The following is a 22,665-nucleotide window of genomic DNA, read 5'->3' as shown; positions in this document are numbered from 1 at the left end:
TGAATGCAATAGAAAACGCTAACAAATATATGCAAACTATTTTTTGTTGCAAGCGTTTTCACTATTATTATAGTCCTTTTATTGCTTTTAGAAAAGTAAAATACTCAAATATTTAAATGCTTTTTATCTCGTTTTAGAGCAATAAGGCTTCATCTCAAAATTTAGAGAGAATCAAAGAAGATATCCGTAACAGCCCGATTGATGAGGGCTCATAATCAACGGGAGATGAAAAAACCTCACTGATTAAAGTTTCACTTTATCTCACCCTATCCAACAATCAAAATATGGTCATAACAAAAACCTCAAGCTATTGCTAATTAGCTGAGGTTTCCTTTTAAAATAAAATAATGATGTATTTGTTGAATCGCCTGAGAATCCATTAGCGATTTACCATACTCCATAATACGGTAAATCGTTACTGTTGCCGGATTACCATACTCCGCTAAAATCGCGATAAAATCCGCTTTTAAAAGCTTTGTTTCTTCCTCCATCCAGAGATAAAAACGTCCATCCCATGTGTACAACTTTCCGCCAGTAACTCCTAAGTTATATAAGCGTTCTGATAAATTGATTACATCCTCTAATGTAGCAAATTCATATAATATATGCTCACTCTCATCTAGAGTTACTTGCATCTCAATAAACTCATCGCGAAAATCATCTTCTATCTCCATATCATGATTTTCTTTTGTTACAATTACAACCATCCCTTGCGCTTGTAAGGAAAATACTTCAACAGCAACTGGGCCATTTGCTTCAAATCCAAGTTCTTTATTCGCTTCTTGCATCATATCACGGAATAATTGCTGCACTTTCGGTGCGTTTCTCCATAAATCTTCCTTGGTCAATCCGCGTTCTGATAAATCATCAAATGTTAGGAAAATTTTTATTTTATTATAATTCAAGCGTTCCAACCTCATCTTATAACCTCCTTACGTAAAACCATCGCTTCTAATTTTTATTATATGAAATGAGAAATAGATGGTTCTTTTCGAACAACTATTCTGACATTTTTAACCATTCATCCCACTCTTCTTTTGTACTTCCTATAAATACATACTCACTCTCAAATGGCTGGTCTGTTGAAATATGTGTGATGGCTGATCCAAGAAGAGCTATACTAAGCTTTTCATGCTGAGTTTGCAAGCTTTGAGCTAAATGCATCGTATCTTGCACATGTTTCATTTGTAAACAAGATATCACTACATAATCCGGTTCCAATTGTACAATCGTTTCATTGATTTTTTCTTCTTGCAAGCCTGTCCCAATATATATAGTTTGGTAACCTTTCAATCGTAAATAGACTGTTAAAATAAACAGCTGTAATGCCTGAACTTCTCCCGGTCCACAAAATGCGAAAACACTTTGTAAAGCTGAGGACTTCGGTACATACGCGTTATGATAAATCATACCTATACGCGTGCCTAAAAATGATTCTACATATTGCATTTGTACCATTGTAACTTGATTTGTTCCTTCTAACTTCTCCAACTGTTTTGTAATTTCGAGAAATATGTGTGTAATCACCTTTTCAATTGGATATATACTAAATGCCTCATTTACGAATGCAGAAGCTTTTACTTCATCAAATTTTAGCAAAGAATGTAGGATATCGTCTACTAAAAGCATTTCTTTATTATATGCCATTTCTATTTCATTGTGATTTTGCAACCGATTTCTCTCTAATATTTGCACAGCTTGTCCAATTGCAATCCCTTTATTCACCTGGTCTATTAACCATTTTAAGATTTGTATATGTTCCTCTGTATATAATCGATGCCCCGCATCATTTCGTTTTGGGGCAACAATATGATAGCGTCTTTCCCACGCCCTAAGTGTACTCGGTTGAATCCCAAGCATCTTTGAAACTGCTTTTATATTATATTTTCCTTTTAAAGTTGGCATCATTTCCCCCACCTTAAAAATTAAAAATCTCCTATTCCTTTTGCTTTAAAGTAATGATATGGGTTTGAGCAGGTGCTCGGAAACGAAGCGGGACAAGTGTCGTTCCATATCCATTACTAACAAAAAGTGTCATATTCGAATAATAATATACGCCACCCTTTAAATATTTTTTAAAATGGAATAAACGAATTTGTCCTCCATGAGTATGTCCACTTAGTATAAGAGAAATTCCTTCTTCCCCAGACATTTTGTCTATAATAGCAGGATTGTGACTAATCAAAATTCGAAAACCATCTTCTTGGCAATCAGCTAATGCTAAATCTAAACGATCGCGCTCTAACCCTACATCATCTACACCGAGCAAACAAAGCTTCTCTCCAGCACCTGATTCAAATATCACTCGTGTATTATCTAAAACTTTTACACCATGTTCTAACAATAGAGCATCTAGTTCATGGTATTCAATTTCATAATCATTATTTCCCCACACAAAATATACAGGGCCTATTTCCCTTAACTGCTTAATATTGAAAGCGATTTGCGCTAAAGATACACCTTTTTCTGCCAAATCGCCACCAATAATTACAAGATCTACTTGTCCCTTCACTCTTTCGATTAATGTGCGGGACACAATCCTCCTATGAATATCAGAAATGAAGAAAATTCTCACCTTTTGAAAGCTTTTCGGAAAGTCTTTGAAGGTTAAAGTATGTTCTAATACTGTATCACGCATCGCTTCCCTATACATGATAAAGAAAAAAATAAACCCGAGACATATAAAGACACTACCTAATATGATCCATAGCATATATTCGTCTCAACTTCTCCCTTAGTAGAATATAATTCTTTTATTCACTTCATTTTGTCTAACAAAAATACATGATATACATTTCTCTTATTCATTCTTCTTCTCATGATTCGTAATAGGTATTTTCAATTTTTGTCCTACTTCTAACTCACGATTTTGCAAATGATTATATTCCTCTATCTTTTCAGCTCCATTTTCTCCAGGAAAGTATTTCTCGCCAATGCTCTCTAAAGTTTCCCCTTCTTTTACAATGTGAATTTTAGGTTTCTCTATTTTTTTCTGCTCCACTGATTTATTCGAATCAAAAAAGATAACTTCAAATGCTCCTCTATTGGTCTCATTCTCTCCTTTTGAACTTTGCACTTCAATATATTGATCTGTATACCATAAAATACATATTGGTAACAAGATAAATAAGAACGTTAATACTCTAACAAAGAAATGATTAATTTTAAATTTCTTCTTTTTATCTCTATGAACCTCGCTACGCGGCGGTAAACCTTCCTCTACCTGCTCTTGTTCCTGTTCTTCTTGTAATTCTTCCTCAAAATCAGGAATTTTCCTTCTCACGTTGGTCACCACCACCTTTCATTTATTTCCTCAATTGAAGCCCCATTATAAAATCAACAAGAAAGTGGGCGAAAATTGTTATAAGCAAATTCCCCGTCCATTGAAATACATATCCGAAAATAAAACTTATAATACAAACAAAAGAGAATAAAAATGGCTTCGTAATATACCGGATATGTAAAATGGCAAAGATAAGGCTCGCAAGTATAAGTCCAAAATGTGTTTGCAAAACACCCCGGAATAAAAGTTCTTCAGCAAATCCGATAAAAAAAGTCACAACTAGTAATTGCATCACTGACATTCCTCGGAACATGCGATCATTAATACCACCATCATCAAACCATGACTCCGGCAAGATTTGCATTGCAAGATAATCTACTAGCACAATCCCACAGGCAATCCCGCCGCCTATGAAAAGAATAGAAAACGGTTCCCATTTCCATAAATTGGAAAATTCTTCTTTTCCTGGAAATAATATATATGCTAGCAAACATCCAATACTTATTATAATCAGTTGTGTGATATAGAGGTTAAGTCGTATCTCTTTCGGACTCATATCTTCAACGCTACGCCTTTGAATATTCATCATTCCTCCGTTCTCCCATACCAAAGAGCAATTGTAACTCTGTTTCCCAATTATAGTCGAAAACTGACTGCCTTGCTCGTCTTTTTTTATACTCTTCTTTTATAATACCGCAGTAGTCACAACAATTTTTTATCTTATCTTCCTTTTCATACCCGAACAGCTGTAATAATTGTTCTCGTTTACAACCTTGAATTTGTAACCACGATTTCATCTTTTCTAATTGATTATATTTATTATAAAGGCGTTTCTCCACCTCTAATATTAATTTTTGCATCGTTTCATCTGACAAGTCTTCTAATATAAGCATATTTTGTTGTACGATTTCCATTTTTTCTAAATGATACTTAAGAAAACGCCAATGTTGTTCATTTAATCCTGCAGTATGATAACAAATTTCTGCCACATCTTCTATCGGTAATCTTTTCGTTTGAAGTAATTTTTCTTGTAATAAAGCAAATAAAAATTGAATTTGCTTTTTATTAGGCAATTCATCTTCAATAATAGAAATAGGTAAATCATGATCGAGTGGACTACATAATAAAATCGCTATACTCGCCTCTCCATCACGACCTGCTCTTCCTATTTCTTGCAAATAGGAAGCAATATTCGTAGGATAATGAAAATGAATAATATACCTTGTATTCGGTTTGTTAACTCCCATTCCAAAAGCACTTGTGCAAATAACAAGTTGCAGTTGGTCATTCATAAATTGCTGCTGAATTAACATCCTTTCTTCATGATCCATTCCACCATGATAAAAAGCAACATCTATTATTCCTTTACTCCTTAAATACTCCGTTAACCGCTCTGTCCAAGCTCTGCTGGAGCAATAAATAATTCCTGGCCCTTGCAAGTAAGAAACATGCGAAAGAAGCGCTTCTTTTTTTTCCTCTATCGTTTCTAAAAACTGTACTTCTATAGCGATATTCGGTCGATCAATTGAATACACATGCTGGGAGACATTCTTCAAGCCTAAACTTACTATAATATCTTGCAATACTTCCTTTGTAGCCGTCGCCGTTAATGCTAGTACTGGGGGACGGCCAATGCGCATAATTACTTGATCCAATTTTTTATAATCTGTTCGAAAATCATATCCCCATTGTGAAATGCAGTGAGCCTCATCTACAACAAACAAAGAAATAGGAATTTTTTTCAATTCTTTCATTAATAATTCAGATTGCAACATTTCAGGTGAAACGAAGACAAATTTATACCATGCTAACTGCTTAATCGCTTTTCTTTTCTCACTTAATGTACGAAAACTATTAAATGCAATGACACGATTTTTCACAACATATTTCAGCTGTGTAACTTGATCTTCCATTAAAGATAGAAGCGGAGAGACAATCAATACCGTTCCTCCTTGCAACAAACCCGGAAGTTGATAGCACATAGACTTTCCTTGTCCTGTTGGAAGCATTGCTACGACATCTTTCCCTTGCAGTAAGTCTGTAATAACCTCTTTCTGTCCTTGGCGAAACTCCTTGTATCCAAACCATTTATTTAAATGCTCTTCAAGTTTCATTTGTTCCCTCCAGTTGTGCTAATACTAGGCGAATTTCAAAATAAGAAATCTCCTCTCCTACCGCTTGTTTTAATGCACGTAGCTTCCTTGTTTGTAACGTTTCAATCACTTGTTTCACGCGTTTTATCTTATTCTTTTCAATAAACATTTCAATCGAAAAAGCTTTTTCTCTTAATGCAATTTCTACAAAATGATCTTCTATTGTGGCAAGTTTTAAATTTCTAATCACTGCAATTTCTTCTAATGAGTATCCTTGTTTCCATAGTCTATATGTTTTTTTTGTTGATAAACTAAACAAATCTTCTCTTTCATTCGGATAAGATACAATTTTCGTTAATAAAGGAAACTCTTTCTCTCTTTGACAAACAACTTGAATCATATAATGAATCGTGCTCCAAAATAACAAATAAACTCGAAATACATCTTCATTTATTATTTCAGCAAGCTGTTGCAGCGTATAACCAATTCGTTCATACCCTGTTAAACGATATGTCAAAATCGTCGCTTCTATTTCATCCATATTCTTTAAAATATTGTACATTTCTTCCCATAGTCTTGTTGCTAATTCACTTCTTACATATGGTAACCCAATCAGAAATTCTTTTACCCACCGAGTTACTTCTGGATCTTGTTGAATAGGAATAAACTTTGTGTTTTTCTGTTGTAAGTTCGATACTGTTTGAATCGTTAATGATAACCTTTTCCAAAAAACTTCGCCAAGATCCCCGTAATTCAATCCATCTAAGTGCTTTGGGAAAGCCATTGTCTTTTCCAAAGTCTCTAATTGCTTTTCACCACGATCCGTTAGTACATATGTATTTTCGTGCTTAACTTCAATCCATTCCGAAGCTAAAATACGTTCGATTTCTTGCTCATAATTAGATCTTGTCAACGATTTATATACACCAAAAAGAAATGAAATCCGAAATATTTTTCCATCCTGTAACGTTTGGGAGGAACGTTTTCCCTTCAACAAATAATAAATGGAAGAAACGGTTCGTTCACCATTCAATTGTTTTAAACAATATAATATAGTGTATTGAAATTGCATTACCGCTTCCACCTCTCGATATATTTTTCCTTCCTAGACACTTGGCTCCAGAAATAAATCAAAAGCTTTATGGATGAAACTTCCTACGCGCAAATTTTTTCAGAAGGAAATAATAGAAAAAGATTGAATACACTATCAATAACATTTATCTACCGCTAAACTTTTATCTTCTATTTCCTATTGTATCAAACTGCTTAGCATTTAGGCATTTTGAAAATCTTATGAAATAACTAAAAAATAAGTTGACACCCTAATTGATAAGCATTATCATTATAATTTTATGTTGAAAAGTTTGAAGAACCGTTTTACAATAGGATTATAATTTTTATAGCGAATGTTTCACATACATATTATCAGGAGGGAAAAAAGATGGCAAAATATACAATCGTTGATAAAGACACTTGTATCGCATGCGGAGCTTGCGGAGCTGCTGCACCAGACATTTATGACTATGATGATGAAGGTATTGCCTTTGTAACATTAGATGATAACCAAGGAATCGTTGAAGTGCCAGATGTATTAATCGAAGATATGATGGATGCATTTGAAGGTTGTCCTACTGATTCCATTAAAGTTGCTGATGAAACATTTGATGGAGACGCTCTTAAATTCGAATAGTCCGTTTATTAACTTCAAAAAATCCCCCTCATGGAAATGAGGGGGATTTTTTGTGATGCAGCTCAATTCAGCATAAGACAAAAAAGCCTCTCTGCTAATTAAAGTTTCAATTTATCCACGAACCTCTTCCATCTAGCTTCTCATCAATAGGTGGATACTAAAAAGTCATGAGCGGTATCTTCACCGCTCATGACTTTTTATGCATTTTTCATTTTCGCAAATACCCATACTTTCAAACGTGAGAACAATGCTACAAATACAACTGTTACAGCAATTCCTTTTACTAAATTAAATGGCAGTATCGCCGTTACAATCATTTGTCGCATAGCACCGCTCGACATAGCTGGCGAATTTAAAAACCACGTGTACGCTGGTAAAATGATGAAGTAATTTAACACACTCATGATAAGAGCCATCATAATTGTTCCTAGCATCAAACCCATTGTTAAACTTTTGATTGTACGGTGTTTTCGGAATAGGAACGCCGCTGGTCCAATAAATAAGCATCCCGCAATAAAGTTTGCGATTTCTCCAATTGGAACCCCGGTCAAACTCCCTTGAACTCCATAATACAGAATGTTTTTGATTCCTTCTACAACTACACCTGCAATCGGACTAAAAACAATCGCTGCAATTAATGCCGGTATATCGCTAAAGTCAATTTTTAAAAAAGGTGGAAATCCTGGGAATGGGAAATCCAACATCATAAGTAGATACGCAATACTACTAAGCATTGCCACACTCACCATTTGTACTACACTGTTTTTTTGTTTCATCCTGCTCTCTCCTTTTCCATCGATCATCTCATGGAAAGTAGAAAGGTTCTGCTATGCCTGCTTTTCCTATCATAAAAAAACCCTTTGCGTTTTACACAAAGGGAGAAATTTTAGGCACCTCAAACAGACGTCCAAATACTAATCTTTTTTGAACGCTTGAACCTCCATCTTCTCCCATCCAGACTGTACTGTCGGCTTTGGAATCGCACCAAATCCTGCCTTAACGGCTCGCGGGCTTAGAACTCACATATTCATATACTCATTCATTACCGCCGGTCGGGATTTTCACCCTGCCCCGAAGATAGACCGATATTCTATTTTCTTCTTCATTATACAACAACATGTGGCTGTTGTGAATAAAAAGATTGTAACTTATTAAAAATAAGTTATTTATTTTTAATCCACATCTTCTACCACCTATTACTTTACAATTCAAACCAATTATTTCATATTTTCCAGCTCAATTCTCTAGCTATCCATACAGAAAAGTGATAAGATGTTGAAGTGTTAAGATAAGAGCATTTTCTTAATATGGAGGAAATGTCATGAAAAAAGAGAAAAGACACTCAATTCGCGAAACGATGAAAAAAAACTTAAGAAAAGAATACTTTTATTTAAAAAAAGAATTGCTTTTCTATTGTCCAATTGACCTAGGCACATTTTCGACAGAAACATACTACGCTACCTTTGATAAAGAAGGAATTAGTATTTATCAATATGATAAAAGTGCGGAAAGTAAACTAAAGCTATGCGAGCGCCATGCATGGAGCAATTGGAGAAAAGTGAAAATCGATCATTACTTAACTACTTCACGATTCATCTTCCAAGGGAAACGAAATTGGATTCTTTCTCTGTTCCATAAAGGAAAAGATGCTCAAAAAATAATAGAAGAACATACCTCTCTACAAACAGAGGTTGTTTCTCGTTCTTTTTTAAAAAAACTACCAGGCTTTCGTTCGAATGTAACATTAAATCAATACATCGGCAGTATTTGTTATACCGCACTTATTGCATTTTTATTAAAATGGCTTATCCCATTTCAAGTACAAATTGCCCTGTACTCTTTTTCAATTGGGTGCATGCTTCTCGGTTTGTTATGCCTTACAATCGGTTTAATTGAACCGACGATTGTTTTATTTCGAACGAAAGAAAAAACAAGAGCAAAAGTCTTTTATTATTATAGCTATTTAGCTATTTCCGGATTTATATGTGTCTTTATTTTTTGGTAAAACAAGAGCTAGCTGAAGCTAGCTCTTGTTTTAATTAATATATAATCTTTGATTTGGATAAATTTGATCTTGCCGCAGTGCATTTTTCTTTTTTATTTTGTCTACCGTAGTCCCAAACTTATGTGCAATTTTAACGAGCGTATCCCCCTTTTGGACTACATATAAAGACGATGAAACGACTTGATCCCACTTTTCATCTAAAACAAGTAATGGATTCATTGCATTTCTTTTTTCAATTGTCCAATTTCCTTGATGAATTTCTAGGTGTAAGTGCGCTCCTCTCGATTCACCTGTATTTCCAACCTCACCGATGACTTCACCGTTTCGAACGCGATCTCCTTGAATAACATATCGCTTATTTAAATGAGCATAAACAGCTTCATATTTCCCATGTTTTACAAATACAACATGTCCATAACTATTGGAAAAGTACGATTTTGTTACGATGCCATCTCGAATCGCTACAACAGGAGTTCCAACTTGAGCGGCAATATCAATCCCATAATGTTTTCCATGTCTAGTCCCAAAGTAGTCACTAATTCTACCGTCGACAGGCCATGTCCACTGATTTTCATCAGCATAAACATATAATTGGGAACAAAAGAATAATCCTGTTATGATGATACCAATTTTAAAAACTTTCATATGTATCCTCCGCTTTCTATTAGCCGTTATCCTTTCTCTATTGTGGTATAATACGGAAAAAAGTATACAAAAAAAAGAAAGTGATTCAGTCCACTTCCTTTTTTCCTTTATTCCGAAACACAATCGCACTTCGATTATATTCAACATCAGCAATTTGCAAACGTGCATTCACTACTCTCGCAATCGCAAATAAATAATCAGATAACCTGTTCACATAACGCAGAACAACTTCATTTATTTCTTCTTGCTTTCTTAATGATACAATCGCTCGTTCCGCTCTTCGCGTTACTGTTCGAGCAATATGAATCGCAGCAGCCGCTTTGCTGCCCCCCGGCAAAATAAAACGTTCTAACGGAGGAGCTTCCTCTATATATTGATCAATACGTTCTTCTAAATATTCCACCATCTCATCTGTCACTTTATAAGGTACTTTCTGCCCAACAATGGCCAAATCTCCTCCACAATCGAATAATTCATGTTGAATATTTTCACATTCCTGATAAATGTCTTGAAATTTTCCATCTTGTAAGAAAGTCATAGCATATCCAATATGAGAGTTCACTTCATCAATCGTACCATATGCTTCCACACGATAATGATCTTTATCCACTCGTCCACCAACAACACTTGTTTGTCCTTTATCTCCCGTTTTAGTGTACAGTCTCAGTTCAGCTCATCCTCTCTTCAATACAGTGAAACTTTAATCAGTGGAGTTTTCTTCATCCCCCACTGATTATGAGCCCTCACCAATCGGGCTGTTACGGGTAGCCCTACTCCCACCTATCTTCCTTGCTTCTTTCTGAATCTTAAGATGGAGTCTTACTACCCTAAAATAGCGGGATAAAAAGTTCTACTATCCTTTATTCAATCGAGAAACAATCTTCAAAATGAATAAATAAAATAGTAGAACTGTTATCCTTATTCCTTATATAATGCCCATGTTATATATATTACAACGCATGATTTGGTAAGTATACAAAGAAGGTTGTTCCTTCTCCAACAACACTTGATACCGAGATTTTTCCATCATGACTTTGAACAATATTTTTCGCAATCGCAAGACCTAAACCAGTACCACCTGTTTTTCCTCTCGTTCTTGCTTTATCCGCTTTATAGAATCGATCAAATAAAAATGGAATATCTTCTTCAGGAATACCTGCACCCGTATCTTGCACTTCAAATACAATTCCAGCATCCTTCTTGTCAATAACAAGTTTCACATGCCCATCAGCACTTGTATGTCTAATTGCATTATCAATCAAATTCGTCAACACTTGCTCTAGTCGATCTGGATCAAAAGTATGCTCTGTAACCTCCGTGCGAAAATCAACAGTTAACTTGACCCCTTTATCCTGTGCAATCCCTTGGAATTTACGTCCGATTTTCTCAACAAACGGGTGAATCTCCACTTCAGACATATGCAATTCCACATGTCCACTTTCCATTCGAGCCAAATCTAAAAGTTCATTTACAAGACGCCCTAAACGAACAGATTCATCGTAGATAATTTGTACAAATTCGTTTATTTCTTCTTTTGTTTGAACAACATCATCTAAGATTGCTTCACTGTATCCTTGTAGCATCACCATCGGCGTGCGTAGTTCATGTGATACATTCGCGATAAAATCCTTTCGCATTTTTTCTAAGCGGCGCTCTTCTGTCATATCTCGAAGTACAGCCACTGCTCCACGAATTTTCGTTTGATTATAAAGAGGCGTCATTAAAACAACATAATTTCCCTTTTGGAGATTCATTTCAATGACTTGCTGTTGTTCACTCTCAGCAACAAAATGGAACTGTTCCACAAGCTCAGGCGGCAAGTTTCTACTTAACTCCAGGTCGTTTTCTTCTTGCCATACTTGTAAGAAATGTTCCGCTGGCGGATTAATGACAACAACTTCCCCTTCTTGATTTAGCGTAATTACACCATCAGCCATACTACTTAAAATGCTCGATAGCTGTTCTTTTTCTTGTTGCAGCGCATTCATATTAAACTTCAATTGCTTTCCCATTTGGTTTAAAGCTGTAGCTAACTCTCCAATTTCATCTTGGGAAACCATCGGCACTTTCGCATCAAATTTACCGCGCGCTACTTCAAATGCTACTTCACGCATCTTACGGAGCGGCGCTGTAATTCGTGTTGATAAGAAGAAAGCAAAGAATGTTGTTAAAATAATCGCAATTCCGGCTGATAGAAAAATAAAATCCGTTGCCTTTTCCATACCTTTTATTGGAACTTGTAATGATTCATATACAAATACCGCGCTATTCTTTGTTCCTTTCAACGGCTTACCGACAATCATAATATCATTTTCGGAACTTTGTTTTGTTTTCCCATCAGGAAATTGTCTAATTTTATTTTTATTTTCTTTCTGGTTGATAAAAACAGCTGCTAATTCTTTATCTGCTTTTAAATCGTCTATCGTAAGTGTGACCAATCCTTCTTGTTTCGGAGAAGCAGAGAATTCCTTACCATCTTTCACAATAATAATGCGTGAAAGCGGGTCACTAAACTTATATGCGATATTCTCAATCGTTTTTACATCCGCACCTTCTTCAACAAGCTCTGTGACACTTTGAGCTACTTTCGTCAGTCTAGTCTCACTCAAATCGACATAATACGTTCTAAAAAACTGGGAAAGTAAAATCGCTACAAAGCCAAGAACAAACGAAACAAGCAGTAATATGGTCATCCATAACTTACCTACTACACTCCGCCAAAGCATCAGTCGTTCACAACCTCAAACTTATAACCCACGCCCCATACAGTTACAATCATCTTCGCTGCATTAGGTGATTTTTTACTGAGCTTCTCGCGTAAACGCTTCACATGTGTATCCACTGTACGTAAGTCCCCAAAGAATTCATATTGCCACACTTCTTTTAATAATTGTTCACGATCAAACACTTTATCTGGAGACTTCGCTAAGAATAGTAACAATTCATACTCTTTCGGTGTTAAATTTACTTCCTGTCCATCTGCTGTAATGCGATGAGCATCATTATCAATTGTTAGATGCGGGAATACAATTACATCTTTCGTGGTTGTATCTTGTGTAAAGAATGTTGTCGATACAGAACGGCGCAATACAGCTTTCACACGAAGAACAACTTCGCGCGGACTAAATGGTTTTACAATATAATCATCAGATCCAACTTCAAATCCTTGTACTCTATTTACTTCCTCACCTTTAGCTGTCAGCATAATAACTGGTGTTGCTTTTTTCTCACGAATTCCTTTACAAACTTCTATTCCATCTTTTCCAGGCATCATAATATCTAATAGAATTAAATCATAATCATTTTGCAGTGCCTTTTCTAAAGCTGTATCACCATTGTCAGCTTCATCAATTACGTAGTTCTCTCTTTCTAAATACATTTTTAATAAACGACGAATTCGATCCTCATCATCTACAACTAAAATTCTTGGTTCGTTTTCCATTGCTACCCGCTGCGGCTTATGTTTCAAAATGACCGCTGCGGTTCACACCTACCTTTCTCCAATATAATCCTATGCTTATTCTCATTTCATAAGGAATCATGCTAAAATGATCCATTCTTCACTTTAAATATTATACTTCACAAGAATAATAAAGTTTGTTCATTATTTTTCTAAAACTATGTATTTTTCTTGAACAAGCATTTCGGCCTCGACATTATTTTACAAAATTGACCTGTACTTTGTCATGTTTTTCTCAAAAAAGAAAAACATTTGATAAAAATATAGTAGGAAAGTGACGCTCACTTTCCTACTAGCTACTATTAAAACTTTTTCTCTTATACGACTGATTCTCTTTTCCTTATAATAAAAAGGTACGTTATGCGTAAGAATGCAGCCCGGCAATAATTAAATTTACGGCAATAAAATTAAACATAATAATCGCAAAACCGATTACTGCGAGCCATGCAGACTTCTCACCATGCCATCCTTTCGATAAGCGTAAATGTAAAACTGCTGCATAAAAAAGCCATGTAATAAGTGCCCAAACCTCTTTTGGATCCCATCCCCAAAAACGCGTCCACGCAATTTGCGCCCAAATCATTGCAAAAATTAGCGCACCTAGAGTAAAAACCGGAAAACCTATCGCAATCGAACGGTACCCAATTTCATCAAGCAAATCACTGTTAGCATTTTTTAAAATCGGTTGAAGGGCTGCTGATATTCTTTTTCGTAATACAAGCCTTGCTATGACATACAATCCTGTTCCAATAAGAAATGACCAAATTACCGTATTTAATTTTTTTGCATTTATTAGCGCTGGCATATCTATGACCGGCTCAAACTTTCCATCTGTTATTAATTTTCCTTCATTCGGCCCAACTAAAGCAGGTAAATGATACTCCATTTCAGCCTTTTGTTTGTTCTTATCCACCCACTGAAACTTCGCTTCATATTTCATTGCAGAATAAGTTGTTGTTACCGCTATAAATCCAACAGCACAAACAAGTGTAAATACAACGGTTTCTAGCCAAAATGTTCGCTTTGTGCTCCTAGATTGATCGACATTTTTCAGTAAATACATAACTCCTGTAATAAAGCTAATCGCTAAAATAGCTTGTCCAGCTGCCGCTGTTGTCACATGAATATGTAACCAATTACTTTTCAAAGATGGGATAAGCGGTGAAATTTCCCTCGGAAACATACTGGCATAGGCAATTAATAATAACGCTACCGGTAAGGCAAATAAGCCAACTATACTTATGCGATACATAAAGTACATAATAATAAATGCACCAACAAGCATCATGCCAAAAAATGTACCGAATTCAAAGAAGTTACTCACTGGCGCATGTCCAGAAGCAATCCACCTTGTTACAAAATATACTGTTTGTGAGGCAAATCCTAAAATTGTTATCGCTATCCCTATATTTGCCCACTTTCGGCCTTTTTCTTTTATTGCTCCTCCAAAAAAAAGCGTTGCGATTAAATATAAAATAAAAGCGATAAATAAGAAATTACTGCTTATTTGCACCATATATTCTCCCCACCTTAGCTAATTTTTTTATCATTCACTTTATCGTATGGTTGCGGAATAGATGTCCCTTCTAGTACTCTTTCAATATCTTTACGTAAACCAAACCAGTTTTTATTCGTATGACCAGCAATCCACCATTCATCTTTTACGCGTTGTATCCAAATACGGCGATGATTCCAATACATCCCTTGAATAACACCAACCATAAATATAAATCCTCCAACTCCAAGAATCCATAACGTTAAATCTTTTCGAACAACGAGTGCTGTTGCGTTTTGCATTTCTACTCCTGCAAATGCCAGTTTATATTTATTATTTCCTTCTGGCTCTATATTTTGTTGAATTCCAACGAAACTAATTTCTCCTTGGGGTGTTTCAGGTGTAAACATTTTAAACACAAACGCCGGATTATTGGGAAGCTTCGTTTTTGTATTCGGTTTACCGCTCTCATCAAAATAAAAATCTGGGAAATAGCTTAGTAGTGTAAGAGAATATCCATTTCCTAAGTCATATGATTCCTTAGGATGGTTTAAATCAACCTTAATCGGTCCCCATTTTTGCTTTGTTTCTTTATTCTGTAAATGGAAGGACATACTCCGAAATTCACTTTCTTTATAAGAATATTGATAAAGGGCGAAATGATTAAATTTAAGCGGTTCATTTACGCGGATTTTCGCTTCTTTTACTTTTTCTAATTTTGGTTTTTGTCCTGCCACTTTTTTCCCAACCGCTTTATATAAAATAGCATTCGTTTGATAGTTTTTCGCAATCATTTTATCTCCGATTCGATCAATAGCGGTATCAAATTTCTTATCTTCCTCATTTTCTTTATCATAAACTTCTTTTATAAATTTCTCATTTTTTAAGTAATACTCCCCGTTTGTTCCCGGGATTTCCTTCGTTTCTCCATCCCTTATCCAAACGGATTCATCTACATACATACTAGGAAGGACACGAAGCATTGCTCCGAATAAAAAAATGATAAGACCAACATGATTCACATATGGTCCCCAACGGGAAAAACGTCCTTTTTCCGCTAAAATGTTTTCACCGTCGACTCTTACATTATAATTTCTTTTTTTTAAATTCGCTTGAATCGTGTCCAATTCTCCTTCTTTCGGTGAAGCCGTTCCATATAATCGCTGTCTTTTTAAAAAACTCGGATGTCTTTTGACCCCTTGTTTCTTTAAAGCTTTATAAAGTGGAATCACTCGGTCTAAACTACATATCACAAGCGAAACTCCAATTGACGCAATTAAAATTATGTACCACCATGAACTATATAAGTGATTAAAACCTAATTGATAATATAATTTTCCTAAAAAACCATACTCTTGTTCATAATATTCACTCGGTGTTACACCTGAAGGAATATACATTTCTTGCGGGAATATTGTCCCTATAGCAGACGCTAATAGCGTAATCACAATGAGCCATACTCCGACTTTGACAGAAGAAAAGAAACTCCAAATCTTATCAACAATCGTTTTCGTTTGTGTAATAGAGCGCCTTGCACTTCCCTCGTAACGCATATCTAATAGCTTGGCACTTTCATTGTTTTCAAAAGGCTTACCACAAGATTCACAAAAAATAGTTCCTATCGGATTCACATGTCCGCATTCACATTTCACCTGTTCCAACACTTTCACCGCCTCTTGTTTCTATCACTATTGTATAATCTGAAACAAATTTCACGCAATACTCAGAATTTTCAACTTAGGCACTATACTTATAGTACCTCGCTAAATATGTAAAGGCTTACCCAATTATGGAGTAATCTTCTTTAAATATTCTTCCATTTGTTCTTTTGTTTGTGTCCCCGTAATCATTTGGATTACCTTTCCTTCTTTATCAATTAAAAACGTAGTTGGTAGTGGACCGACTCCATATGTATTAATAACTTCTGATCCTTTATCAATTGCAACAGGGAACTTTAATCCATATTGATTTACAAAATTTTTCACCGCGATTTCTGTTTCATCTGCATCTAACGCAATGATTTCTACACCTTTTTCTTTATACTTCGGATATAGCTCATTCATATAAGGCATCTCTTTTTCACAAGGCTTACACCATGTTCCCCAAAAGTTTAAAAATATTCCTTTTCCTTTTAAGTCTTTTCGTTCTATTTTCTTTCCGTCTAAAGTTGTCACAACGAAATTAGGTGCAACTTTTCCAACTTGCATTTTTTCTTTATCTGCAAAAAAGTTTTGATATAATGTAAAACCAACTGCCACGCTTAAAATCAGTAAGATCAGAACGCGAAATAGTAAACGATTCTTTTTCATCTCCCCACTCCTCTCTCTAGTTCATATCTATATAGGTACAAAATCACATAAAGTGAACCGTTAATCAGTGAGGTTTTCTTCATCCCTCACTCATTATGAGCCCTCGCCAATCGGGTTGTTATGGTCAGTAAGGCTCCCACTTATTTTCACAAAATGGTCTCATGTAACGAATCACCAGTGGAACAATCCACTGGTGATTCGTTATCTTGGCTTTGTAGATGCCAATGCACGCAGTTGTTTCACTTCATGCGGCGTCAATTCTCGTGCGTCACCAGGGCGCAAGCTACCTACTTCTAAGAAAGCGTATCGTTCACGCTTTAACTTCATGACTTTACAGCCAATCGCCTCAAACATACGGCGAACTTGACGATTGCGTCCTTCATGAATTGTCAATTGTACAATTGACATTTCTTTACGCTTATCCCAAGAAATAATTTTCACACGTGCCGGTGATGTTTTTCCATCTTCTAATATAACGCCTTTTTCCAACATGCGAATCTTTTCGCCTGTCAGCGGACCTTTTACCTTTGCAACATATGTTTTTTCCACCTTGTACTTTGGATGCATTAATATATTTGCAAAGTCACCATCATTTGTCATCAATAACACACCGGATGTATCATAGTCTAAACGCCCAATCGGAAATAGACGTTGCGGGATATCTTGGAAAAAGTCTGTAACAACCTTTCGTCCTTTATCATCTGATACACTCGAAATAACTCCTGTCGGTTTATATAATAAGAAATAAACAGGCTCTTCTTTCTCAAGAGGAATATGATTTACTTCTACTTTATCTTGAGGAGTTACCTTTGTGCCTAATTCGGTCACAATTTTTCCGTTAACTTTCACTTTCCCTTGTTGAATAAGCTCCTCAGCCTTTCTTCTTGATGCAATACCTGCTTGTGCAATCACTTTTTGTAGTCGTTCCATTTCCTTTTTTCACCTCAAATTTATCTTACCTTCATTAGAAACACTTGGCAACCGCCCAAGTCTTGTAGCGATTTACTCTAGTTTTCTCCAAACAACATAGGTATAGTGTAAACTTCAAAGGGTCAATAGCAAATTTTCCCCTTTATTATTATTGATGTTCTACTAGTTGTTTACAACAAAAGTTCATTATTTTGTCAAATTTACCGCATAAAAAAAACGCTATTAAGCGACACCTTAATAGCGGCTGTATACGTATTATAAGTGAATAGGAGAAAAAAATGAATAACTTTAATGAAATAATAATGAAACAAATACAATCGAACAAATAATCCCAATTAAATCAGCAAACAAACCAACCTTTAGTGCATCCCCCATTTTCCGAATTCCGACAGCACCAAAGTACACTGTTAAAATATAAAATGTCGTATCTGTACTTCCTTGCATCGTAGACGCTAATCTACCAATAAAAGAATCCGGTCCATATGTAGCAATTAAATCGGTCGTAATGCTCAAACCTGCCGATCCAGAAATCGGGCGTATAAGCGCAAGCGGCACAATCTCTGCAGGTACATGAATTATATCTAATGCGGGCTTCATAACCGATATCATCGCATCTAGCGCGCCTGATGCTCTAAAAATGGAAATAGATACAAGCATCCCTACCATAAATGGTAAAATAGAAATCGCAATTTGAATTCCTTCTTTTCCACCCTCTACAAATGATTCATAGGTCGGAACCTTTTTGATTGTCCCATATAATAATATAAATCCGATCACACATGGAATAATCCATAGTGATATAGTGTTAACAATACTCACTTTTTCCGCCCCTTCCTACTTCTTCTTCGGTAAAAATAGCGGTCAATCCAAATTGCTCCAATCATAGAAATGACTTGTGCTATAAATGTTACCCCTACAATTTCAGTTGGGTTCGCCGATTCATATGTCATTCGAATTGAAATGACAGTCGTTGGAATTAGTGTAATGGCAGAAGTATTTAGCGCTAAAAATGTTACCATAGAGCGGCTCGCAGAATCTTTCCCGCCGTTCAATTCTTTTAACTGCTCCATTGCTTTAATCCCAAGCGGTGTCGCTGCATTTCCTAATCCAAAAAAGTTTGCCATCATATTGGATAAGATGAACCCCATTGACGGATGATTTTTTGGTATTTCCGGGAATAGTCTTTTTGCAATTGGCATAAATAACGAAACTAACTTTTTTAACAAACCTGCTTCTTCTGCAATCTTCATTAAACCTAACCAAAATACTAAAACACTTATTAACCCTATACAAATTGTTACAGCATCTTTTGCCCCTGCAAAAACAGCTTTATTTACTTCTTCCATCGTTCCATTTACCATCGCATATACAATTCCAATAACTGCCATTGCCACCCATACAAGATTAACCATCGCCGTTCACACCTATCATATGAGAAAAAATTTCTCTCACATTATTCCAGTACGCCCCTGTTGTAGCTACTAATTTCCTCTTACTATAAAATAAATTTCGTTCCCCTACTTTTTCATTTCCTACATAAATAACTATTTTCCCTACTTTGTTTCCATCTTTTAAATTTGCACGTTTATCCAATTCGACTCTTAATAAAACTTTATTTTTTTCATCACTTGCTAACGGCACTGCAAAACCATTCTTTGTATAAACATGATGAGCATACTTCTTTTCTTTCAATTCCGGAAATGCCCCTTGTGCTAACACTTTTGTTAACTTATATCGTTTAAATCCTTGATCAAATAAATACATATGATCATCCCAATCACTCGAGGCTTTTAGCGTTACTACAATGAAATCCAAACCATTTTTTGATGCTGTCGTTACAAGGGTACGCCCTGCTTTTTTTGTAAATCCTGTTTTCCCTCCAGTTGCAAATTCATAATATGACGTAACAAGCTTATGTTTATTTTTCCATGGGTAATCCCACGATTCCGATTGGTATGTTTTTGTCCCAAAAATCTTTCGAAATGTTTCATTTCCCATTGCATACTTTGTTAAAAGTGCCATGTCATAAGCAGAAGAATAATGCGTGCCATCACCATCTAAACCATGTGGGTTCGAAAAGTGAGTATCTTTCATTCCAATTTCTTTTGCTTTTTCATTCATTAAATACACAAATCCCTCTATACTTCCACCAACTTTTTCAGCAATCGCTTGCGCTGCATCATTACCAGATCGAAGCATTAAACCATAAACTAAGTCCTCTAATTTCACTTTTTGTCCAGGTTTTAAATAAATCGCTGAGCCTTCTACACGAACTGCCTTGTTACTAATAGAGACCATTTCCTTCATTTTTCCCGATTCAGCAGCTAGTAACGCTGTCATGATTTTTGTAATACTAGCAATTTTTTGTGGTTCATGTTCACGTTTCCCATATAAAACACGCCCTGAATGTTCTTCCATTAATACAGCATTATGGGCACTCACATTGTTCATTTGTGCATATGTAGAATTAGGCATCGCATGCATACACATAATAAGAAGTGCAACTATCACCCAAGCTCGTTTCATACTTCCCCCACGTCCTTTTGGCACTTTTTTGTACAAGTGTATGCTTGGCCTTTTAAAATATGAATAAAATATTCTTTCTGCCACCACAAGAAAAGACGCACAAACATGCGTCTAATACGGAATCCATTCCAATTGTTTCGCTTGCTCAAATCTCTTTTGTACATCTGGCCAATTTACAACATTCCACCAATTTTTAATATATTCTTCTTTTTTATTTTTGTATTGTAAATAATAAGCATGTTCCCATACATCAAGCACCAGTAATGGTACTGTATCCCACTGGGTAAATAATTGATGCAATGTACTCTGTAGAATCTCTAACCTTCCTGAACGCGGGACCCAAACAAGAATCGCCCAACCAGCCCCTTCTACTTTTGATGCAGCTTCTGTAAAATGCTTTTGAAAACGTAAAAAGCTCCCGAAATTTTTTTCGATTTCTTCTGACAATTCCCCCCTTGGACTCCCGCCGCCATCTTTTTTCATATTATTCCAAAATATCGTGTGTAAATAATGCCCTGAACCATGAAAGGCAGCTTCTCTTTCCCAATGTTTAATTAAATCAAATTTATTTGTCCTCCGTGCTTCCTCCATCATTTTCTCCGCTTTATTTAACCCTTCTACATAACTACGATGATGCTTATCATGATGCAACATCATAACCTCTCTGGAAATATAAGGTTCCAAATCATGATATGGATACGGTAATGGAGGCAATGTATGTCCTCCAATTGGAACCGATCTATCTAAATACGTTCGTTCATATAATTCACATTGTTCCTCTTCTTGCATAAATACTTCTTGTAAATGATGTTGTATATGTTCTACATCCTCGCTAATTTCATATAGAAATTCTGCGTCTGTCTCGTATTCATTTTCTTTCATACGTTCTAACAAGCTTTGAATTTTATAAGCAAGCATATGGACATCGTATACTTCCATTGCACGGCTATCTAATACATCTAGAACACTTTCACACCAGCTCTCTACTTCATGAAAGTAATCGGTAAATACACCTTGTTGGCTCATGTCACACCTCCTCGATGCTATCCACTTTAACTATATTCACCATCATTCTCTTATATACCGTCTAAACAAGGAAAAGAAGCTAGGTTTCTTCTAGCTTCTTTTCCTTGTTTCTATCCTTTGGCATCCCATATTAATATTTGTGCAGCATTTTAGTCTGATAATCTGTTTCATAATATTCTAATTCCTCACGCATTGTCTGGAATTTCCCTTCTAATTCTTTCATCACCTTTACCATAGAAGAAGGTGGTGTTCGTTGAAATACAATCGAATTTTTTCCAGTGTATGCTGATCGACTATTTTCATACCACTGATCATTTTTTGGTGAAAAAAATTCAGCAATAACTTGATGATAAATTTTGTACAATGTTTTTTCAGCGGCTGTTTTTCGAAATGGTTGACTATTTAGCAAAATGAGACATGCATCTAATCCTTCTTCACAAAAAACAAGTAATCTTCTTACAGCTGCTAGTAATCCTTCATAGTAATTTTTATCACCTGTTGGTGCCTCTTTTAATAAAGAAGGTAGCGAATGATAGTTCACATAGTTTGTCATCACAGCAATTACTTCCTCTAAAAATGCTGAAACCTGTTCTGTTTGATTCTCAACCATTGAATTAGACATACCCTTTTCTCCCCTTTGCCATTTTACACAATCTCTACTTGTTTCTTCTCATGTAGTTCAACCAAAATCTCTTGTACTTTTCCCACTACACTTTCATCAAAAATGTCTTGAAAATCCTCTATTCTATTGATATACACGCGTTTTTGTCTATATATATCTGGATTTTTGAGAAAATATGCAAGAGCAGCGATATCGCGTAAATATATGTCTTTTCCTTCTATTTTAAAAACTGGATTTCCTTCAAAGGGGGTAATTTCATGCAAAATTTCTTCAAAGTATCGGACATATAATATAGAAAATGTTTTTTCCTTCCCATTACATATATATGTAAACTCAGATCTATTGAAAAAATCCTCAGACGTATTCGGTTGCGCTTTTTCTAATTCCCATCCTGCATAACCTGTTATAATCATCTCCGGCCCCTCTTCCTTCTTTTTGCTTTAGTTTAACTTATTTCCAGAATAAAAAAAACATTCTGAATCAATATTAAATGAAAAATAGAAAAAACCACTGCACTATTTTGGAATTCACCTTTTTATTTTCTTTGAAGTTTGTCATAATAAAGTATATTGTTGTCTCAG

General features: G+C 35.5%; 24 protein-coding genes and 1 riboswitch. Of the genes, 2 read left to right on the top strand and 22 right to left on the bottom strand.

Annotated elements, in window-relative coordinates:
• Window positions 1–317: 317 nt before the first annotated feature.
• The 7 genes from MR056_RS04745 to MR056_RS04715 form a co-directional block, all read right to left on the bottom strand.
• The gene (locus MR056_RS04745) at window positions 318–920 is read right to left on the bottom strand and encodes a genetic competence negative regulator (protein WP_011984288.1); all 603 of its coding nucleotides are present in this window, start codon (window positions 918–920) and stop codon (window positions 318–320) included.
• A 79-nt stretch (window positions 921–999) separates the two neighbouring features.
• A complete protein-coding gene (locus tag MR056_RS04740) occupies window positions 1,000–1,905 on the bottom strand; it encodes a MerR family transcriptional regulator (RefSeq protein WP_041809581.1) in 906 nt (301 codons plus the stop codon).
• A 31-nt stretch (window positions 1,906–1,936) separates the two neighbouring features.
• Complete coding sequence (locus tag MR056_RS04735) at window positions 1,937–2,713, bottom strand: metallophosphoesterase (protein ID WP_041809578.1); 777 nt, start codon at window positions 2,711–2,713, stop codon at window positions 1,937–1,939.
• Between the two features lie 87 nt (window positions 2,714–2,800).
• Entirely contained in the window at window positions 2,801–3,283 is a 483-nt protein-coding gene (locus MR056_RS04730; protein WP_011984285.1) for a LysM peptidoglycan-binding domain-containing protein, read from the bottom strand.
• Between the two features lie 22 nt (window positions 3,284–3,305).
• Window positions 3,306–3,869, bottom strand: a complete 564-nt coding sequence (locus tag MR056_RS04725; protein ID WP_041810299.1) for a CPBP family intramembrane glutamic endopeptidase — start codon at window positions 3,867–3,869, stop codon at window positions 3,306–3,308.
• A complete protein-coding gene (locus MR056_RS04720) occupies window positions 3,850–5,397 on the bottom strand; it encodes a RecQ family ATP-dependent DNA helicase (RefSeq protein ID WP_011984283.1) in 1,548 nt (515 codons plus the stop codon). The genes MR056_RS04725 and MR056_RS04720 overlap by 20 nt, the downstream gene beginning before the upstream one ends.
• Window positions 5,387–6,448 (bottom strand): YpbB family protein, encoded by a 1,062-nt coding sequence (locus MR056_RS04715; RefSeq protein ID WP_011984282.1) that lies wholly within the window; start codon window positions 6,446–6,448, stop codon window positions 5,387–5,389. The genes MR056_RS04720 and MR056_RS04715 overlap by 11 nt, the downstream gene beginning before the upstream one ends.
• A 369-nt stretch (window positions 6,449–6,817) precedes the next feature.
• On the opposite strand from MR056_RS04715, the gene MR056_RS04710 reads away from it, so the two are divergent.
• Window positions 6,818–7,066 (top strand): ferredoxin, encoded by a 249-nt coding sequence (locus MR056_RS04710; protein ID WP_011984281.1) that lies wholly within the window; start codon window positions 6,818–6,820, stop codon window positions 7,064–7,066.
• 197 nt (window positions 7,067–7,263) lie between these two features.
• Here MR056_RS04710 and MR056_RS04705 read toward each other — a convergent pair whose 3' ends face one another.
• A complete protein-coding gene (locus tag MR056_RS04705; RefSeq protein WP_048722532.1) occupies window positions 7,264–7,842 on the bottom strand; it encodes an ECF transporter S component in 579 nt (192 codons plus the stop codon).
• 162 nt (window positions 7,843–8,004) lie between these two features.
• A riboswitch (FMN riboswitch) is annotated at window positions 8,005–8,149 on the bottom strand.
• 238 nt (window positions 8,150–8,387) lie between these two features.
• Here MR056_RS04705 and MR056_RS04700 point away from each other — a divergent pair.
• Window positions 8,388–9,071 (top strand): hypothetical protein, encoded by a 684-nt coding sequence (locus MR056_RS04700; RefSeq protein ID WP_011984279.1) that lies wholly within the window; start codon window positions 8,388–8,390, stop codon window positions 9,069–9,071.
• Between the two features lie 30 nt (window positions 9,072–9,101).
• Here MR056_RS04700 and MR056_RS04695 read toward each other — a convergent pair whose 3' ends face one another.
• From MR056_RS04695 to MR056_RS04630, 14 genes are all read right to left on the bottom strand, one after another.
• Window positions 9,102–9,716, bottom strand: a complete 615-nt coding sequence (locus tag MR056_RS04695; protein ID WP_011984278.1) for a peptidoglycan DD-metalloendopeptidase family protein — start codon at window positions 9,714–9,716, stop codon at window positions 9,102–9,104.
• 85 nt (window positions 9,717–9,801) lie between these two features.
• The gene (locus MR056_RS04690; RefSeq protein ID WP_048722529.1) at window positions 9,802–10,383 is read right to left on the bottom strand and encodes a cob(I)yrinic acid a,c-diamide adenosyltransferase; all 582 of its coding nucleotides are present in this window, start codon (window positions 10,381–10,383) and stop codon (window positions 9,802–9,804) included.
• Window positions 10,384–10,666: 283 nt separating this feature from the next.
• Complete coding sequence (locus MR056_RS04685; RefSeq protein ID WP_011984276.1) at window positions 10,667–12,442, bottom strand: ATP-binding protein; 1,776 nt, start codon at window positions 12,440–12,442, stop codon at window positions 10,667–10,669.
• Window positions 12,442–13,158, bottom strand: coding sequence for a response regulator transcription factor (locus MR056_RS04680; RefSeq protein WP_011984275.1), 717 nt, complete (start codon window positions 13,156–13,158; stop codon window positions 12,442–12,444). Before MR056_RS04680 ends, MR056_RS04685 begins: the two co-directional genes overlap by 1 nt.
• A 376-nt stretch (window positions 13,159–13,534) precedes the next feature.
• Entirely contained in the window at window positions 13,535–14,692 is a 1,158-nt protein-coding gene (ccsB, locus tag MR056_RS04675; protein ID WP_011984274.1) for a c-type cytochrome biogenesis protein CcsB, read from the bottom strand.
• 14 nt (window positions 14,693–14,706) lie between these two features.
• Window positions 14,707–16,335 carry a cytochrome c biogenesis protein ResB gene (resB, locus tag MR056_RS04670; RefSeq protein ID WP_011984273.1) on the bottom strand — a complete coding sequence of 543 codons (1,629 nt, stop codon included), beginning with the start codon at window positions 16,333–16,335 and terminating at the stop codon, window positions 14,707–14,709.
• Between the two features lie 123 nt (window positions 16,336–16,458).
• Window positions 16,459–16,980, bottom strand: a complete 522-nt coding sequence (gene resA, locus MR056_RS04665; protein ID WP_011984272.1) for a thiol-disulfide oxidoreductase ResA — start codon at window positions 16,978–16,980, stop codon at window positions 16,459–16,461.
• A gap of 201 nt (window positions 16,981–17,181) precedes the next feature.
• Window positions 17,182–17,910: a 23S rRNA pseudouridine(2605) synthase RluB gene (gene rluB / locus MR056_RS04660; RefSeq protein ID WP_011984271.1), complete on the bottom strand. Its 729-nt coding sequence runs from the start codon at window positions 17,908–17,910 to the stop codon at window positions 17,182–17,184.
• 288 nt (window positions 17,911–18,198) lie between these two features.
• Entirely contained in the window at window positions 18,199–18,729 is a 531-nt protein-coding gene (gene spmB, locus MR056_RS04655; protein ID WP_011984270.1) for a spore maturation protein SpmB, read from the bottom strand.
• The gene (gene spmA, locus MR056_RS04650; RefSeq protein WP_011984269.1) at window positions 18,726–19,322 is read right to left on the bottom strand and encodes a spore maturation protein SpmA; all 597 of its coding nucleotides are present in this window, start codon (window positions 19,320–19,322) and stop codon (window positions 18,726–18,728) included. The genes spmB and spmA overlap by 4 nt, the downstream gene beginning before the upstream one ends.
• On the bottom strand, window positions 19,315–20,436 hold the full coding sequence (locus tag MR056_RS04645; RefSeq protein WP_048722526.1) for a D-alanyl-D-alanine carboxypeptidase family protein: 1,122 nt from the start codon (window positions 20,434–20,436) through the stop codon (window positions 19,315–19,317). The genes spmA and MR056_RS04645 overlap by 8 nt, the downstream gene beginning before the upstream one ends.
• 111 nt (window positions 20,437–20,547) lie before the next feature.
• Window positions 20,548–21,462 carry a superoxide dismutase gene (locus MR056_RS04640; protein ID WP_011984267.1) on the bottom strand — a complete coding sequence of 305 codons (915 nt, stop codon included), beginning with the start codon at window positions 21,460–21,462 and terminating at the stop codon, window positions 20,548–20,550.
• 130 nt (window positions 21,463–21,592) lie between these two features.
• A complete protein-coding gene (locus tag MR056_RS04635; protein ID WP_048722523.1) occupies window positions 21,593–22,084 on the bottom strand; it encodes a YpuI family protein in 492 nt (163 codons plus the stop codon).
• Between the two features lie 23 nt (window positions 22,085–22,107).
• Window positions 22,108–22,497, bottom strand: a complete 390-nt coding sequence (locus MR056_RS04630) for a hypothetical protein (RefSeq protein ID WP_048722519.1) — start codon at window positions 22,495–22,497, stop codon at window positions 22,108–22,110.
• Between the last annotated feature and the right edge of the window lie 168 nt (window positions 22,498–22,665).

The organism is Bacillus cereus group sp. BfR-BA-01360 (genome assembly GCF_022663595.1).
Lineage (GTDB): Bacteria > Bacillota > Bacilli > Bacillales > Bacillaceae_G > Bacillus_A > Bacillus_A cytotoxicus.
The sequence above is the reverse complement of the archived record's forward strand: the minus strand, read 5'-3'. Positions and strand labels throughout refer to the sequence as shown.